At 71.4% G+C, this 16,153-nt stretch carries 17 protein-coding genes; 10 read left to right on the plus strand and 7 right to left on the minus strand.

Translation table 11 applies throughout. From position 1 onward, the window contains the following. Nucleotides 1–42: 42 nt before the first annotated feature. On the minus strand, nt 43–1,098 hold the full coding sequence (locus OHS18_RS42695; RefSeq protein ID WP_328614633.1) for a type VII secretion protein EccE: 1,056 nt from the start codon (nt 1,096–1,098) through the stop codon (nt 43–45). A gap of 142 nt (nt 1,099–1,240) precedes the next feature. Between OHS18_RS42695 and eccB the strand changes: the two genes are divergently transcribed. From eccB to OHS18_RS42710, 3 genes are read left to right on the plus strand one after another with little or no spacing between them, the layout of a single operon-like run. Continuing rightward, nucleotides 1,241–2,662 (plus strand): type VII secretion protein EccB, encoded by a 1,422-nt coding sequence (gene eccB / locus OHS18_RS42700; RefSeq protein WP_328443014.1) that lies wholly within the window; start codon nt 1,241–1,243, stop codon nt 2,660–2,662. 11 nt (nt 2,663–2,673) lie between these two features. Continuing rightward, on the plus strand, nt 2,674–3,372 hold the full coding sequence (locus tag OHS18_RS42705; protein WP_328443013.1) for a response regulator transcription factor: 699 nt from the start codon (nt 2,674–2,676) through the stop codon (nt 3,370–3,372). Continuing rightward, nucleotides 3,369–4,025: a response regulator transcription factor gene (locus tag OHS18_RS42710; RefSeq protein WP_328443012.1), complete on the plus strand. Its 657-nt coding sequence runs from the start codon at nt 3,369–3,371 to the stop codon at nt 4,023–4,025. Before OHS18_RS42705 ends, OHS18_RS42710 begins: the two co-directional genes overlap by 4 nt. Nucleotides 4,026–4,103: 78 nt before the next feature. Here OHS18_RS42710 and OHS18_RS42715 read toward each other — a convergent pair whose 3' ends face one another. Further along, on the minus strand, nt 4,104–4,895 hold the full coding sequence (locus OHS18_RS42715; protein WP_328614634.1) for a carbon-nitrogen hydrolase family protein: 792 nt from the start codon (nt 4,893–4,895) through the stop codon (nt 4,104–4,106). A gap of 84 nt (nt 4,896–4,979) precedes the next feature. On the opposite strand from OHS18_RS42715, the gene hisD reads away from it, so the two are divergent. From hisD to hisB, 3 genes are read left to right on the plus strand one after another with little or no spacing between them, the layout of a single operon-like run. Then, a complete protein-coding gene (gene hisD, locus OHS18_RS42720; protein ID WP_328443010.1) occupies nt 4,980–6,305 on the plus strand; it encodes a histidinol dehydrogenase in 1,326 nt (441 codons plus the stop codon). Then, on the plus strand, nt 6,302–7,402 hold the full coding sequence (locus OHS18_RS42725) for a histidinol-phosphate transaminase (RefSeq protein ID WP_328614635.1): 1,101 nt from the start codon (nt 6,302–6,304) through the stop codon (nt 7,400–7,402). The genes hisD and OHS18_RS42725 overlap by 4 nt, the downstream gene beginning before the upstream one ends. Continuing rightward, the gene (hisB, locus tag OHS18_RS42730; RefSeq protein ID WP_328443008.1) at nt 7,399–7,998 is read left to right on the plus strand and encodes an imidazoleglycerol-phosphate dehydratase HisB; all 600 of its coding nucleotides are present in this window, start codon (nt 7,399–7,401) and stop codon (nt 7,996–7,998) included. The genes OHS18_RS42725 and hisB overlap by 4 nt, the downstream gene beginning before the upstream one ends. On the opposite strand, the gene OHS18_RS42735 is transcribed toward hisB, so the two are convergent. Further along, nucleotides 7,995–8,732, minus strand: a complete 738-nt coding sequence (locus OHS18_RS42735) for an MBL fold metallo-hydrolase (RefSeq protein WP_328614636.1) — start codon at nt 8,730–8,732, stop codon at nt 7,995–7,997. The two genes, hisB and OHS18_RS42735, sit on opposite strands and share 4 nt — an antisense overlap. Nucleotides 8,733–8,749: 17 nt before the next feature. On the opposite strand from OHS18_RS42735, the gene OHS18_RS42740 reads away from it, so the two are divergent. Continuing rightward, on the plus strand, nt 8,750–8,908 hold the full coding sequence (locus OHS18_RS42740) for a hypothetical protein (RefSeq protein ID WP_328443006.1): 159 nt from the start codon (nt 8,750–8,752) through the stop codon (nt 8,906–8,908). A gap of 133 nt (nt 8,909–9,041) precedes the next feature. Here OHS18_RS42740 and OHS18_RS42745 read toward each other — a convergent pair whose 3' ends face one another. Continuing rightward, a complete protein-coding gene (locus tag OHS18_RS42745) occupies nt 9,042–11,237 on the minus strand; it encodes an MMPL family transporter (RefSeq protein ID WP_328614637.1) in 2,196 nt (731 codons plus the stop codon). A gap of 206 nt (nt 11,238–11,443) precedes the next feature. On the opposite strand from OHS18_RS42745, the gene OHS18_RS42750 reads away from it, so the two are divergent. Beyond that, nucleotides 11,444–12,037 carry a TetR/AcrR family transcriptional regulator gene (locus OHS18_RS42750; protein ID WP_328443004.1) on the plus strand — a complete coding sequence of 198 codons (594 nt, stop codon included), beginning with the start codon at nt 11,444–11,446 and terminating at the stop codon, nt 12,035–12,037. Nucleotides 12,038–12,181: 144 nt separating this feature from the next. On the opposite strand, the gene OHS18_RS42755 is transcribed toward OHS18_RS42750, so the two are convergent. Together OHS18_RS42755 and soxR are read right to left on the minus strand one after the other, a co-directional pair. Continuing rightward, nucleotides 12,182–12,730, minus strand: coding sequence for an RNA 2'-phosphotransferase (locus OHS18_RS42755; RefSeq protein ID WP_328614638.1), 549 nt, complete (start codon nt 12,728–12,730; stop codon nt 12,182–12,184). A 33-nt stretch (nt 12,731–12,763) separates the two neighbouring features. After that, nucleotides 12,764–13,225, minus strand: coding sequence for a redox-sensitive transcriptional activator SoxR (gene soxR, locus OHS18_RS42760; RefSeq protein ID WP_328443002.1), 462 nt, complete (start codon nt 13,223–13,225; stop codon nt 12,764–12,766). Nucleotides 13,226–13,277: 52 nt separating this feature from the next. Here soxR and OHS18_RS42765 point away from each other — a divergent pair, with 52 nt between their 5' ends. After that, nucleotides 13,278–13,970 (plus strand): thiamine pyrophosphate-dependent enzyme, encoded by a 693-nt coding sequence (locus OHS18_RS42765; protein ID WP_328614639.1) that lies wholly within the window; start codon nt 13,278–13,280, stop codon nt 13,968–13,970. Nucleotides 13,971–13,974: 4 nt separating this feature from the next. Next, on the plus strand, nt 13,975–14,859 hold the full coding sequence (locus tag OHS18_RS42770) for a transketolase family protein (protein WP_328443000.1): 885 nt from the start codon (nt 13,975–13,977) through the stop codon (nt 14,857–14,859). On the opposite strand, the gene OHS18_RS42775 is transcribed toward OHS18_RS42770, so the two are convergent. After that, nucleotides 14,837–15,973 carry a hypothetical protein gene (locus OHS18_RS42775; RefSeq protein ID WP_328614640.1) on the minus strand — a complete coding sequence of 379 codons (1,137 nt, stop codon included), beginning with the start codon at nt 15,971–15,973 and terminating at the stop codon, nt 14,837–14,839. The two genes, OHS18_RS42770 and OHS18_RS42775, sit on opposite strands and share 23 nt — an antisense overlap. Nucleotides 15,974–16,153: the final 180 nt, after the last annotated feature.

Genomic DNA, 16,153 nt, shown 5'->3' on the forward strand with positions numbered 1-16,153 from the left:
CTTGAGGGACTCAGAGTCCCTCAAGGAGTCCTTCACGGACTTTCAGGAGTCCAGCGCGAGGGGGAGCGTCCGACGGACGCCGGCGCCGTGGCGGCCGTGCAACGGAACCGCCGACTCGGGTGACGGCACCGGCTTACCCGGCCGGGCGCCCACCCGGATCGTCAGCTCCTCGTGTTCCTTGCCGCCCGCCGTGCGGCGCAGCGTGTACGACGACGCCGTGAACGCCGCCTCCGGGACCGGGATGTCCAGAGCGCGCACCGATCGCGGCCGGAAGCACATCTGGGCCGCGTCACCCCACCGCCACGAGCGCCAGTGGTCCGTGAGCCCTTCGGACGGGCCCTGGACGCCCAGCGCCACGCGCAGCTCCTGGCCCAGCTCGCCCGCTTCCAGCACCGTGCTCGGGTAGCCGGCCTCGGCCAGCTCGCCCATCAGGCTCAGCGCCGCCGACGCCGTGCTGCGCAACGCGCCGAGGTCGCCGCCACCGCGGGCCAGTGCCGCGATCGGCGCGAGGTCCGGGCGGTAGCGCACGGCCAGCCAGCGCACCCGCAGCACCTGGTCGCCGCGCGGGACCGCCCACGTCAGCAGCTGCGCCGACGCCAGCGGGACGTCGGTGCGGCGGTAGGCCGCGCGCAGGATGTCCACCAGCGCCGCGGGGGACGGCGAGCCCGACCCGGGTGTGAGGCGCACCAGCGCGCTCCAGCCGCCGTCGACCTCGGCGACGCCGAAGCGGTTGCCCGCGCGGTCGACGTGCTGGCGCACCTTCACCGGCCCGGCCACGCACATCAGGGGGTCCGGGCTGTCGTGGCGCGTGTCGTGCCGTCGCAGGCGGTACGAGATCCATGTCAGGGCCCAGCCGGCCGGGTGCCGCCCGGCGAACCGCACCGACGTCAGCAGCACCACCAGCCCGGCGGCGGCGCTGACGCCGATCCGGACGGGCTGCGCGAGGCCGCCGACCGTCCACGCGAGCAGCGCGGCGATGGCCGCGACCTCCCACACCGCGGCCTGCAGCGGCCGGATCGGCAGCAGCCAGGGCAGCGGCGCGCGAGCGGGTCGCGGCGGCGCCGGGCGGACGGCGGATTCAGCGGTTCCGACGGACACAGGTTCCCCTTTCCCCGGTCCGGGACGCTAGTACCTCCCCAGATACGGCGTGGGCGTAAAAATTACCCTCGCCGTGTCCGGATCGGGTGCTTAGCATCAACCGCTCGGAGGGTCGGTACGCACACACCGGGGGCGCAGCAGCGTGTGGACGCAGCGGGACCAGATCCAGGCGTACCAGTTCCTCCGCCGCAGGCTGGTCTCCGCGCTCGTCGCCGCCGACGCCAACCACCCCGTCTCACCCAGCCGCCGCCTCGTGCTCGGCACCGTCCTGGGGCTCGTCGCCGCCCTGCTCGTCACCGCCGTCTTCGGCATCATCGGCCTGCTCAACCCCAACGGCGGTAAAGACTGGCTCGCCGGCGGCAAGGTGATCGTCGAAGAGGGCACCGGCGCGCGGTTCGTCCTCGGCGCCGACGGCGTGCTGCACCCGGTCCTCAACTACGCCTCCGCCCGGCTGCTGGCCGGCGGCAACGGCGACGCGACCGTCTCGGTGTCCTCGGAGAACCTCGGCAAGGCCGGGCGCGGCACCCAGATCGGCATCGCCGGCGCCCCCGACTCGCTGCCCGCGGCGCCGGCGCTGGTCACCGCGCCGTGGACGAGCTGCAGCCGGACCACCCAGGACGCGCCCGCGTCGGCCGAGCCGCGCACCGCCGTCCTGCTCGCCACCCCGGCCTCCGGCGTCGAACTCCCGCGCGACCAGGGCGTCATCGTCCGGCTGCCGCAAGGCGATCGTTTCCTGCTCTCCGGTGGCCGGCGCTACAAGCTCAGCGACGAGGCCGCGACCGCGCTGCAGTTCGACAGCTACCCGACGATCGCGGTGTCCGCCCGCTGGATCGACACCGTCGCGTCCGGACGCGACCTCACCGCGCTGCCGGTCGACGGCGCGGGCGGCCGCGGCCCGGCCGTGGGCGGCCGCGACACGCGCGTCGGCGAAGTGCTTTCGGTGGTCGACGCGATGGCCGCGCCCGGCACCGCGACGTCGTACTACCTCGTCCGCGCGGACGGTCTCGAGCCGGTCGGGCAGACCGAAGCCAGCCTCCTGGTGACGACGGAAGCCAACGCGGCCGCCTACTCCGGGACCCCGGCGCCGGTCGAGGTGCGCGCCGCCGACGTCGCGGGCGCGCGGAAACTCGCGGCCCCCCGCGCGGGCGGCGCCGACCCGGCCGCCTTCCCGGACCGCATCCCCGGCAAGGCGCCGATCACCGGGAACGCGGTGACGTTGTGCAGTCAGGGGAACCGGTTGCTCGTTTCGGCCGAATTCCCGCTTCCCGCCGGATCCCGGGCCATCCAGGTCACGACCCGCTCCGAAGCAAGGGTGGCGGACGAGGTCTACGTGCCGCCCTCGGGAGGGGCGGTGGTCGCCGAAGCGGGTTCGGCGACGACGTACTTGGTGACCGACACGGGCCGGAAGTATCCGGTGGTGAACACGCAGGCGCTGGCCTCACTGGGGTACGGAGGGGTGGCCCGCCAGTCGATCGCAGGTAGTTTGCTCGCATTGGTGCCGACGGGCCCCGCGCTGGATCCGGCCACCGCCGGCCGGCCGGCCCCGTCGGGTGGAACGGGGTGAAAGTCGTGCACATGACAGAAGAGCGCTCGACCGAAGACGCAGTGGCCGCGACGGGCCGGATCCGGGTCGCGGTCGTCGAGGACCACCCGCTGTACCGCGTTTCCGTGGAACGCGTGCTGGCCGAAGCCGATTTCGTCGAACTCGGCGCGGTGGTCGACTCGGTCGCCCGCTTCCACGTCCACCGGCAGCCACCGGGCAGTGTGGTGCTGCTCGACCTCGGCCTCCCGGGCGTCGCGGGCGCGGCGGCCGTGCTGGAGGTCTGCGAACTCGGCCACCACGTGCTCGTCGTGTCCGCCCAGGCGGAACCGGACGTCGTGCTCGGCGCGATCGCGGCCGGCGCGCGCGGCTTCCTCTCGAAGGACGTCGACGCCGAAGAGCTGCTGATCGCGATCAAGACGGTCGCCGACGGCGGCGCGTACGTCTCGGCGGTGGTCGCCGGGATGATCATCAAGGACAACGCCGACCGCCCGGTCACCGCGGCCGAGGTCGAGCTGTCGCCGCGCGAGGAGCAGGTGCTGCGGCTGGTCGCGGCGGGGGAGCGGGACGTCGACATCGCGCTGATCCTCGGCATCGGCGTCCGGACGGTGCGGGGTTACCTCGACCGGATCCGCGACAAGACGGGCGAACGGCGCCGGCCGGGGCTGGTCAAGGAAGCCATCCGGCGCGGTCTGATCGGCGGGTCGGGCCCGCGGCGCGGGGGCCGCAAGTGAGCGGCTCCGGTACGGAGAACCCGGCCCCCCGGCGCATCCACGTCGGGGTGATCGAGGACCACCCGCTCTACCGGTACGCGCTCACCCGCGTGCTCACCGAGGCCCCGGACATCGAGCTGGGCGCGGTCGCCGACTCGGTGGCCCGCTTCGCGGTGCAGGACCAGCCGGCGGGCAGCGTCGTCGTGCTCGACCTCAAGCTGCGCGGCGTCCAGGACGCGGCCGCGGTCCTGGAGGTGGGGGCCATGGGGCACAAGGTGCTGGTGGTGTCCGCGCACGCGGAGCAGCCCGAGGTGCTGGGCGCGATGCAGGCGGGCGCGAAGGGCTTCCTGTCGAAGGACGTCGACGGCGACGAGCTGCTGCGCGCGATCCGCACGATCGCCGACGACAACGCGTACGTGTCGCCGACGCTGGCCGGGATGATCATCCAGGACAGCGAAGAGCGCCACGCGGGGCCGAAGATCGTGCTGTCGGAGCGCGAGAAACAGGTGCTGCGCCTGGTGGCGGCGGGGGAGCGCGACGTCGACGTCGCGGAGATCCTCAACATCAGCGTCCGCACGGTCCGCTCGTACCTGGACCGCATCCGCGACAAGACGGGCGAGCGCCGCCGCGCCGGCTTCGTCCGGGTAGCAATCCGCGAAGGCCTGCTCCGCTAAGACGTCACTTTCGCTAGGAAAGATGCGTCTGGAGGGGCCTCCGACGTATCTTTCCTAGCGAAAGCTCCGCTTTGCGGTTCAAAGTCGGCGGTTGGCCAGGGCGCCGGTCGCCGTGCGGGCCGCCACCGCCACCGCCGGGTCGACGTCCACCACCAGGGTCTCCGCGCCCGGGCCGGCGGACGCGAGCACCCGGCCGAAGCCGTCCGACGCCAGGGAGTGGCCGATGCCCGTCGGCGCCTTCGGGTTCACCGTGACGCCCGTCGCCGCCGGGTCGGCCTGGCCGCACGCCAGCACCCAGCAGCCCGAGTCCAGCGCGCGGGCCCGCACCAGGACCTCCCACTGCTCGCGCTTGCCCTCGCCCGCGCCCCACGACGCCGGCAGCAGCACGACGTCGGCGCCGTCGTCGGCCAGCGCCCGGAACAGCTCCGGGAACCGCACGTCGTAGCACGTCGCGACGCCGTAGACGACGCCTTCGAACTCGAACGTCGTCCACGACGTCCCCGGCGCCACCGTGTCGGACTCGGCGAAGCCGAACGCGTCGTAGAGGTGGATCTTGTCGTAACCGCGGTGGTGCCCGCCGCCGGTGACCAGCAGCGTGTTGCGCACCCGCCCGTCCGCCGGGGTGAACATCCCGGCGACGACCACCACGTCGTGCTCGGCCGCGACCGCGGCGACCGCCGACGCCCACGGCCCGTCCAGCGGCTCGGCGACCGCGTCCAGGGGCCGGCCGAAGCGCGCCATCGTCGCTTCGGGGAACACGACGATCCGCGCCCCGTCCGCGGCCGCCGCCTCGACGCCCGAGCGAACCAGCTTCAGGTTCGCTTCCGGGTCGTCACCCGAGTTGAGCTGGCACAACGCGATTCGCGCCACCGCTGCCTCCTGCATGCTGGGATCCGCCGTCACCCGGGAGTATCGCCGACAGGGCCACGATCGTGACCTCGTACCCTGGTGGGCATGCTGAACCGCACCGACCTGCGAGGGCAGGTCCCGACCGCCGCCGAACTCCGCGCCACGCTCCCGCGTGCCGAATACGACGTGGACGCGGCGCTGCATCAGGTGCGGCCGGTGGTCGAGGCGGTCCGCGACCGCGGTGTCGAAGCCGTCCTCGAGTACACCGAGAAGTTCGACAAGGTCCGGCCGGTGAGCGTCCGCGTGCCGCGCGAGCGGCTCACCCAGGCCCTCGCCCAGCTCGACCCGGCCGTGCGCGCCGCGCTGGAGGAGTCGATCACCCGCGCCCGCAAGGTGCACGCCGGGCAGCGCCGTCAGGACGTCACGACGAACGTCGTCGACGGCGGCACGGTCACCGAGAAGTGGGTCCCGGTCGAGCGCGTCGGGCTGTACGCGCCGGGCGGCCTCGCCGTCTACCCCTCGACCGTGGTGATGAACGTCGTCCCGGCGCAGATCGCCGGCGTCGGCTCGCTGGTCGTCTGCTCGCCGCCGCAGGCCGGGTTCGCCGGCCTGCCGCACCCGACCATCCTCGCCGCGGCCGAGCTGCTCGGCGTCGACGAGGTGTGGGCGGTCGGCGGCGCGCAGGCCGTCGCGCTGCTGGCCTACGGCGGCACGGACACCGACGGCACCGAGCTGACCCCGGTCGACGTCGTCACCGGCCCGGGCAACATCTACCTGACCGCGGCGAAGCGGATGCTGCGCGGCCTGATCGGCATCGACTCCGAAGCCGGCCCGACCGAGATCGCCATCCTCGCCGACGAGACGGCCGACCCGGTGCACGTCGCCGCCGACCTGATCAGCCAGGCCGAGCACGACCCCCTGGCCGCGAGCGTCCTGGTGACGACGTCGGCGGAGCTGGCCGACGCCGTCGACAAGGAGCTGGTGGGGCGCGTGGCCGCGACCAAGCACACCGAGCGCGTCACCGAAGCCTTGGGCGGCAAGCAGTCCGGCGTCATCCTGGTGTCCACAGTGGACGACGGGCTGACGGTGGTCGACGCCTACGCCGCCGAGCACCTGGAGATCCAGACGGCGAACGCGCGCGAGGTCGCGGCCCGGGTCCGCAACGCCGGCGCGATCTTCGTCGGCGCGTACGCCCCGGTGTCGCTCGGCGACTACTGCGCCGGCTCCAACCACGTGCTGCCCACCGGCGGGTTCGCCCGCCACTCCTCGGGCCTGTCCGTGCAGAGCTTCCTCAAGGGCATCCACGTCGTGGACTACTCCGAGGACGCCCTGCGCGAGGTCGCCGGGCGCGTCGTCGCGCTGGCGAACGCCGAGGACCTGCCGGCGCACGGCGAAGCCGTCACGGCCCGATTCGCGGGGGAGGCCCGATGACCATCGGCGAAGAGATCACGCTGGACGAGCTGCCGCTGCGCGAGGACCTGCGCGGCAAGTCACCCTACGGCGCGCCGCAGCTGGACGTCCCGGTCCGGCTCAACACCAACGAGAACCCCTACCCGCCGCCGCCCGAGCTGGTCGCGGACGTCGCCGAGGCGGTCCGCGCGGAGGCGGCCGAGCTGCACCGCTACCCGGACCGCGACGCCCTCGAGCTGCGCCACGACCTGGCCGACTACCTGAGCGTGTCGACGCGGGTCGTGCTCACCGAGGCGAACGTCTGGGCCGCCAACGGGTCCAACGAGGTCCTGCAGCAGATCCTGCAGGCCTTCGGCGGTCCCGGGCGCAGCGCGCTGGGCTTCGAGCCGTCGTACTCGATGCACCCGATCATCGCGTCGGGCACGCGCACCGAGTGGGTCCCGGCCCCACGCCGCGCCGACTTCACGCTCGACACGGCCGCGGCGGCCACGCTCATCCGGGAGAAGCGGCCGGACATCGTGTTCGTCACCAGCCCGAACAACCCGACCGGCGGCTCGATCCCGCTGGACGAGCTGCGCGCGGTGCTGGACGCGGCCACCGGGATCGTCGTCGTCGACGAGGCGTACGCGGAGTTTTCGTCGCAGCTGAGCGCGGTGGAACTGCTGGCGGACTACCCGGCGCGGCTGATCGTGTCGCGCACGATGAGCAAGGCGTTCGCCTTCGCCGGCGGCCGCCTCGGCTATCTGGCGGCGGCGCCCGCGGTCGTCGACGCGCTGCAGCTGGTGCGCCTGCCGTACCACCTCTCGCGGCTGACCCAGGCGGCCGCGCGCGCGGCGCTGCGGCACGCGGACGCGACGCTGAGCACGGTGCACAAGCTGGCCGCGGAACGCGACCGCGTCGTGGAAGCCTTGGCGGGCTTGGGTTTCGACCCGTTGCCGAGCGACTCGAACTTCGTCCTCTTCGGACGGTTCGCGTCGCCGGAGACCGCCTGGAAGTCCTATCTGGACAAGGGCGTGCTGATCCGGGACCCGGGCATCCCCGGGCACCTGCGCGTCAGCATCGGCACCCCGGAAGAGAACGACGCCTTCCTCGAGGCGAGTAAGGAAGTTTCGCGATGACGCGCATCGGCAAGGTCGAGCGGACCACCAAGGAGTCCTCGATCTCCGTGCAGCTGGACCTCGACGGCACGGGCGAGGTGGAGATCGCCACCGGCGTGCCGTTCTACGACCACATGCTCACGGCGTTCGGCGTGCACGGCTCGCTGGACCTCAAGGTCGAGGCGACCGGCGACGTCCACATCGACGCGCACCACACGGTCGAGGACACGGCGATCGTGCTCGGCCAGGCGATCCGCCAGGCGCTGGGCGACAAGAGCGGCATCCGCCGCTTCGGCGACGCCTGGATCCCGATGGACGAAACCCTCGCCCACGCGGCGATCGACGTCTCGGGCCGGCCGTACTGCGTGCACGTCGGCGAACCCGAGCAGTTCAACACCTTCACGATCGGCGGCAACTACCCGTTCGTGCTGACCCGCCACGTGTTCGACTCGCTGGCGTTCCACGCGCAGATCGCGCTGCACGTCCGCGTCATCCACGGCCGCGACCCGCACCACATCGCCGAGGCCGAGTACAAGGCGGTGGCCCGGGCCCTGCGCGCGGCGACCGAGCCGGACCCCCGCGCGGGCGGCATCCCCTCCACGAAGGGTGTGCTCTAAACCGCGAACACGCGCCCCGCCGCCGCGACCTCGACCTGTCCCGAGTGGACGGTCGAGGCGCGCGCGGTGGCGACTTCGGCGGTGAGGAACGGGCCCAGGTGGGTCAGCACGAGCCGTCCCGCGCCGTGCGCGGCGCGGGCGGCGTCCTCCGGGGTCAGGTGCACCGGCGACGGCTCCGGCCCGTCGGCCTCGCAGAGGAGCAGGTCGGCGCCGGTGGCCAGCTCGGTGAGCGCGGCGCACGGGCCGGTGTCGCCGGAGTACGCCAGGACCCGATCGCCGTCGGTCACGCGGACGCCGAACGCCGGGAAGCCGTGCTCGACCGCCGTCGTCGCCAGGGTCAGGCCGCCGACCTCGGCGAAGTGCCCGTCGTGCAGCTCGTGCACCGCGAACGCTTCGCCGATCGGCGCCGGCGCGGTGTTGGTGAGGAACGCGCCGAGCCGCTCGCCGGTGCCCGGCGGGCCGTACAGCGGGATCGGCCGCGCCGGCCGGAGGTCGGCGAACAGCAGCGCGTACACCGCCGGCAGCAGGTCGGCGACGTGGTCCGCGTGCAGGTGCGAGATCCAGATCGCGTCGACCTCGGTGAGGGCGGTGTGCTCCTGGAGCGCGGCCAGGGTGCCGGGCCCGGCGTCCAGCCAGAGGGTCGCGCCCGCGCTGCGCACGAGGTACCCCGAGCACGGCTCGCCGGGACGCGGGTAGGGACTGGCGCTGCCCAGCACGGTCAGGTCGAACGGCATGTGGCACCCTAACCAGCGTGAGCAAAGAAGTCGTTGGCGTCCTGCTGCTGGCCCTGGGCGGCTTCCTGGTGGGCGGCGTCTACTCGGCCTGGAAGACGGCCAAGTTCATGGCCGTGGTGCTGGGCATCGCGGCCGTACTGGCCGTCGGCGGCGCCATCTTCTGGTTCGCCAGCTAACCGGCCGCCCACCCTCGAGCAGCCCCCACCCTCCCCGGGGGGCGTCCCACGTCCAGTCTACCGGGGGTGGCCGACAAAACCCTCGGCCGGAGCCTGGTTGTCCACAACCCCACCGGGTTGTGGACAACCCAGCTCAGCGGCTCGCGCCGACCAGTTCGCGCGGGTCGTCGCCGGGGACGTCGTCGAGGTGCTTCGTGAGCTTCTCGCCCTCGACGTCGACGTCCGGCAGGATGCGGTCCAGCCACTTCGGCAGCCACCAGGCGCCGCGGCCGAGCAGGGACATCACCGCGGGCACCAGCGTCATCCGGACCACAAATGCGTCCACCAGCACGCCGAACGCCAGCGCGAAGCCGATCGACTGGATCAGCGTCGACTCGGCGAGGATGAACCCGGCGAACACGCTGATCATGATCAGCGCCGCCGCGACGACCACGCGGGCGCCGTGCCGGAAGCCGGTGACCATGGCCTCCTGGGGTTCGGCGCCGTGGACGTGCTCCTCGCGCATCCGCGTCACCAGGAACACCTGGTAGTCCATCGCGAGTCCGAAGAGGACACCGATGAGCAGGATCGGCAGCATGCTCATGATCGGCCCGGTCGACTCGACGCCGAGCAGGTCGGTCAGCCAGCCCCACTGGAACACCGCGACCACGGCGCCGAACGTCGCGGCGACCGAGCCGAGGAAGCCGATCGTCGCCTTCAGCGGCACCACGACCGAGCGGAACACCAGCATCAGCAGGATGAACGCCAGCCCGACGATCAGCGCGAGGTAGGGCAGCATCGCGTCGGACAGCTTCTCCGAGACGTCGATGTTCGCCGCGGTCTGCCCGGTGACGGCCAGCTTCGCGCCGGTCGCCTCCTGCAGCGTCCCGGATTCGGTGCGGATCGCGGCGACCAGATCCTCGGTCTGGGTGCTGCTCGGCCCGCTCTTGGGGATCACCGAGAGCAACGCCGTGTCACCGTTCTGGTTGACCTTCGCCGGTGTGACGGCGGCGACGTCGGGCAGCTTCTGGATGTCGGCCGCGGCCTGGCCGAGCGCGGCCTGGCGGTTCGTGCTCGAGCCGACGTCGACGACGACCAGCAGCGGCCCGTTCGCGCCTTCGCCGAAGCTGCGGCTGACGATCTCGTACGCCTTGTGCTGCGTGGACTCCGGCGCGGCGGTGCTGTCGTTGGGCAGGCCGAGCTGCATGCCGAGCGCGGGCAGCGCGACGACGGCCATCCCGGCCAGCGCCACGAGCAGCACCGGCCACCGGTGGCGGGCCACGAACCGCGCCCAGCGCTCGCCGTGCGTCGTCTCGACCGGCTTGCGCCGCAGGCGGATCCGCTCGCCGGCGACCCGCTTCCCGGCGAAGCCGAGGATCGCGGGCAGCAGCGTCAGCGCGATGACGACGGCGACCGCGACGGTGACCGCGGCGGCCACACCCATCTGGCCGAGGAACGGGATGCCGATGACGGTCAGCCCGGCCAGCGCGATGATCACGGTGAGGCCGGCGAAGACGACGGCGGACCCGGCGGTGCCGGTGGCGCGGCCCGCGGCTTCCTCGGGACTGCGGCCGAGCCTGAGCTCGTGCCGGTAGCGCGACACGATGAACAGCGCGTAGTCGATGCCGACGGCGAGCCCGATCATCAACGCCAGGATCGGGGTGTTCGAGTTCAGCTCGAGGAAACCGGAGGCGAGGAAGATGCCGCCCATCCCGGTGCCGACCCCGATCAGCGCGGTGAGCAGCGGGATCCCGGCGGCGATCAGCGAGCCGAAGGTGATGATCAGCACGACGGCCGCGACCGCGACACCGAGGCCTTCGGTCGCGCCGGTTTCGGGGATGCCCTGCACCGCGTCGCCGCCGAGTTCGACGGTGAACCCGGCGTCGCGGGCGGCGTTCGCGGTGTTCAGCAGCGCTTGGCGGTCTTCGTCGGTGAGCTCGTAGGCCTTCGCGCCGTAGCTGACCTGCGCGAGGGCGACGCGCTTGTCCGGCGAGATCGACTGGGCCTGGAACGGGTCGACGACGCTCGACACCTTGGGCGCGGTCTTCAGCTGCCCGACGAGCGCCTCGACGGCGGCCTTGCCCTTGGCGTCGGTCACGGTGGTCCCGGCCGGGGCCTCGATCACGACGCGCGCGGTGGCGCCACCGGCGTTGGCCTGCGGGAACTTCTCGGTGAGCTGGTCGATCGCCCGCTGCGACTCGGTGCCGGGGATGGTCACCGAGTTCGACAGCTGGCCCGACAGCGTCAGCGCGCCCAGTCCGAGGGCCACGAGTACGGCCGCCCAGACGGCCGCGACCAGCGCGCGCCGCCGGAAGGACAACCGGCCTAGCCGGTACAGGAAGGTTGCCACGAGTCAGCTCCGTTTCGCCCGAACGGGCTCGGTTCACTCCATCTAATTACTTTCCAAGCTAGCCGATCGGCAAGGACGCGTCCAAGCCGATCGGCAAGTATGTGACTTGTCGAACAGCAAGTGACTCGCTAGCCGATCGGCAAGTAACCGGTTTGCTCACGGAGGAGGCCGTGACGTACGCTCCGACGGCTCGCTGAGGAGGAAGAATGACCGCCGGCCCGGCCGAGGACACCCGGACCCGACTGCTGCACACCGCGCTGCGGCTGTTCACCGAACACGGGGTCGAAGGCACGTCGCTGCAGATGATCGCCGACGCGCTCGGCATCACGAAGGCCGCGGTCTACTACCACTTCAAGACGAAGGCGGAGATCACCGAGGCCGTCGCCGAGCCCGGCATCCGCGACCTGGACGAGCTCGTGCTGCGCGCGGCCGCGCAGAAGCGCCGCGGCGCGCAGGTGGACCTGCTGCTGGAGGGGTTCGTCGACCTGGTGGTCCGGCACCGCACGCTGGTGGCGCTGTTCTCGAGCGACCCGGGCCTGATCCGCGCGATCGAGAAGTCGGCCCACGGCGGCATGGAGGGCTTCGGCCAGGCGCTGCTAGGCATCCTGTCGGGCCCGGACCCGGACACGACGGCCCGCGTCAACGCGATGGTCGCCCTGACGGGCATCGCCATGGCCGGCGGTTCCCCGGACCTCGCCGGCCTGGACGACGAAGAACTCCGCACGGAACTCCTCGACGTCGGCCGCCGCCTCCTGGGCCGCCCCCGCCGCCGAGCCCCCCTCCCGGTCTCGACCCTCTAACCCCACGAGCCGCCCCCGCACTCACGCGAGTTCCGTCCCCAATCACGCGAGCCGACTGTCCAGGTACGCGAGCCGACCCTCCGGGCACGCGAGTCGTCCATCCCGGTACGCGTGTCGTCCGCGCAGGTACGCGTGTCGTCCGGTTCAGGCCAGGCGGTGGAGGTGTTCCGGCGGCACCGCGGCGGTCAGCCACACGCCGTTCGCGCTCACCTGGAAGGTGTGACCCGCGGCCGCCATCGCGGCGGCGTCCACGCGGAGGATGACCGGCTTGCCGCGGCGGGCGGCGACCGTCCGGGCCGTGTCGAGCGTCGCCGACAGGTGGACGGCGTGGCGGTTCATCGGGCGCAGGCCGTCACGCAGGATCGCGTCGAGGAACTTCGCGACCGTGCCGTGGTACAGGACGTCCGGTGGCGTCGCGTCCGCCAAGCCGAGGTCGACGTCCACGCTGTGGCCCTGGCTCGCCCGGATCATCGTGCCGGTTCCGTCGAAGGCGTAGCGGCGCTTGCTGTTCGTCTCGACGACTTCGTCGAGCTGGTCACGGGTGAGCGTGAACCCGTGGGCGCGCAGCGCGCGCAGGAGCGCGTCGACCGCCACCCAGCCGCCGGGGCCGAGGGTGAGGCCGATCGCGGCGGGGTCGTGGCGCAGGTGCAGCGCCAGCCGCTTCGAGATGCGGATCAGTTCTTTTTCGTTCATTGCTTCCCCAGGATCCCGCCGAGGGCAAGCGATTTAGATGCCGCCCTCGACCGCGGGCCGCAGTTTGCTCGCGCCCGGCCCGAAACGCGCTAGGTCGTCGTCGTTGTTGTAGAGCGCGCAACTGCGCAGCGACAGGCACCCGCAGCCGACGCAGCCGGTGAGGCGGTCGCGAAGGCGTTGCAGGGCGTCGATCCGGGCGTCGAGCTCGTGCTGCCAGTCGCGGGAGAGGCGGGCCCAGTCGGCCTTCGTCGGCGCGTGGTCGGCGGGCAAAGTGGCCAGCGCCGAGCTGATGTCTTCGAGGGAGAGCCCGACCCGTTGCGCCGCGCGGATGAACGCGATCCGCCGCAGGACCGAGCGCGCGTAGCGGCGCTGGTTGCCCGCCGAACGCTCCGAGCTGATCAGCCCTCTTTCCTCGTAGAACCGCAGTGCCGTGTGCGGCACCCCGCTGCGGTCCGCCACCTGTCCGATACTGAGATGTTCAGCGAGCCTGGTCACCAGCTCAGGCTATCCTTGACTTCGAGTTTAGTCGAGGTTGCATCGTCGGAGCATGACCACTGCGACCGAACCGGGCTACGCCGAGCTGCCCCGACTGATCTCGCTGATGACGGGCGACGACAAACACCTAGCCGCCGCCGAGTCCACAGTGGACGTCCTGTGGGTGCTCTACGACCGCGTGCTCGACATCACGACCGGGAACTTCCGCGAGCCGGACCGTGACCGGTTCTTGCTGTCCAAAGGACACGGTCCGATGGCGTATTACGCCGTGCTGACCGCGAAAGGCTTCCTGGACGAGGCGGAGCTGCCGACGTGGTCCGACCCGGTGTCGCGCCTCGGCCACCACCCGGACCGGCGACGCATCCCCGGCGTCGAGATCTCGAGCGGTTCGCTGGGCCACGGCCTGCCGATCGCGCTCGGCACGGCGCTGGGCCTGCGCGCCCGCGGCCTGGTGTCGCCCAAGGTGGTGACGCTCATCGGTGACGCCGAGCTGGACGAAGGCTCGAACCACGAGGCGATCGTCGTCGCCGCGCGTGATGCGCTCGAGAACCTCACGACGGTGGTGATCGACAACCGGTCGTCGACGCGCGGCTGGCCGGGCGGCATCGCGCGCCGTTTCGGTGTCGAGGGCTGGGAGGCGCGCACGGTGCCCGGCCGCGACCACGACGCGCTGTTCGACGCCTTCACCGCCCCACATCCGGGCCGGCCGCTCGCGGTCGTCGCCGTCGTCGAACCGAAGGGCTGAACTCATGCGGGACACGTTCTTGACCACGACCGAGCAGATCCTCGACGCCGACCCGGACGTCGCGATCGTCCTGGCGGACATTTCGGCGGCGCAGCTGGCCGGCGCCGCGCGGAGGCACCCGGACCGGGTGATCAACGTCGGGATCCGCGAGCAACTGCTGGTCAGCACCGGCGCGGGCCTGGCGTTGGCGGGGCTGCGGCCGATCGTGCACACGTTCTCGTCGTTCCTGGTGGAGCGCGGGTTCGAGCAGATCAAGCTGGACTTTTCGCACCAGGACCTGGGCGGGGTGCTGGTGTCGTACGGAGCGTCGTACGACATGCCGACGGCGGGTCGCACGCACCAGGCGCCGGGAGATGTGGCGTTGATCGATTCGCTGCCGGGGTGGACGGTGCACGTCCCGGGTCATCCCGCGGAGGCGCGGCGGCTGCTGTTGGAGTCGATTCCCGGGGATGGGCGCGTGTACCTGCGGTTGTCGGCGCAGGAGAACGCGTCGCCGCACCTGGGGGTGGGATTCACGCGGCTGCGATCGGGTTCTCGCGGGGTCGTGGTGGCGGTCGGGCCGGTGCTGGACCGGGTGCTGCGGGCTACCTCCGGTCTGGACGTGACGGTGTTGTACGCGTCGACGGTGCGGCCTTTCGACGCGGCGGGGTTGCGTTCTGCGGTGCTCGCTGCTTCGGCTTCCGTCGTGATGGTGGAGCCGTACTTGGCGGGGACTTCGGCGTATTGGGTTTCGGAGGCGCTGTCGGACATGCCGCACCGGCTGCGGTCGCTGGGGGTGCGGCGGGACGCGGAGGTGCGGACTTACGGGGAGATCGCGGACCACGACCTGGCGCACGGGCTGGACGCGGGGTCGCTGGGGTTGTCGATCAGGGAGTTCCTGGGGGAGTAGGCGGCGCGGCGCCGGTGCTGGGGGTACCGGCGGCGGGGTGCTTGTAGGTCATGGTTACTTCGTCATCTCCGCCCAAGAGCGCCATCAACTTGGTGTTGGCCCTCCTTTCTTCGGTCGAGCTCCGCGGAAGTTTCACGTGCAAACTCTCGTAGAGCTTGAATCTGTTGAGATCCAGCATCGTGCGTGCGACGGCCATGTATTCGTCGGCCGCCGCGACCGACGCTCGGTAGGCGATGTAGGCGAAGAAGTACGGCACCAGAGCGCCGCAGAGCCACCATCCGTCGGTGACCATGGCCGCCACGGATTCCGCACTGGCGATCAGAGCGACGACACACAACCGAACGGAGGTGTCCAACTGCTGACGGGAGTCCCTGAGGTAGTTCAACTGGACTTCCGGCGCGATGAACGCGATGTGTGACGCTGTGGTCATGGTGCTCAAGCCGTACTGAGAGCCGATCGAGTCTTCGCCGGCCCTTAAGGCATTTCCGAGACGTGTGGGCATCATTCGTGCAGCGTCGGGGTAACGAGCGAGCGCGCGAGGTACCGAGTCCAAAGCCGACTGCAGGCCGCCGAGATTCGCCGCTCGCCACGTTTCGAGCATCGCGTCGCGATGCTCGTCCCGGGTCGCCGAGGTCCAGCGGTCCGGATCGGTAGTTCTGATATTGCGCGAACGCTTCTCCTCGTAAGCTTCTCTCAGGAGCTCGTCGAGGACCTTGTTCCGTTGTATCAGCCAACGTTGTTGCTTTCGTCGAAGATTCGCTTGTCGTTTCCGGTGATGTGCGATGCGTCGGCGAAGTGCGGCGCGAGCGAATCGAGAGCGGCCCCAATACCCTTCCAGCACTCGGGTCATCCCGAGCTGGAGTGGGTGCAGGAACAACGCGGCGACCACGGTGCCGAGAATGACCCACGCTGCACCTGCGAGAGACCACTTTCCGAGGCTGTCGGTCATGGTGGAGAGATTCGGTCGCGATTTCCAAGCCCCGCTGGCGATGAGCGCGACGGTCCAGACCGTGAGGAACAGTGCCGGAAGAATGCTTACGACGCTGAAGTATCGTCCGATCTTCGCGCCCAGGCCGACCGCAGTGTCAGGCAGAGAAGGTGTCGACACGATCACGTCTTCCCGGGCGGACGAGTATAGATTTCACCGCATCCCTGGCAGCGGTACTTGCCCCGCTTCTTGACGACTACGTCACCGCAGGGACAGAGCAGACTCTCCGGCTTGCTCGGCCCTTCCCCGGGGTGCGAGGTCGAGGGAAATTCCTGACCGAACATCGCGGCGAGCAAGCTGCCGGCG

The sequence above is a fragment of the Amycolatopsis sp. NBC_00355 genome, assembly GCF_036104975.1.
In the GTDB taxonomy this organism is placed as follows: Bacteria; Actinomycetota; Actinomycetes; order Mycobacteriales; family Pseudonocardiaceae; genus Amycolatopsis.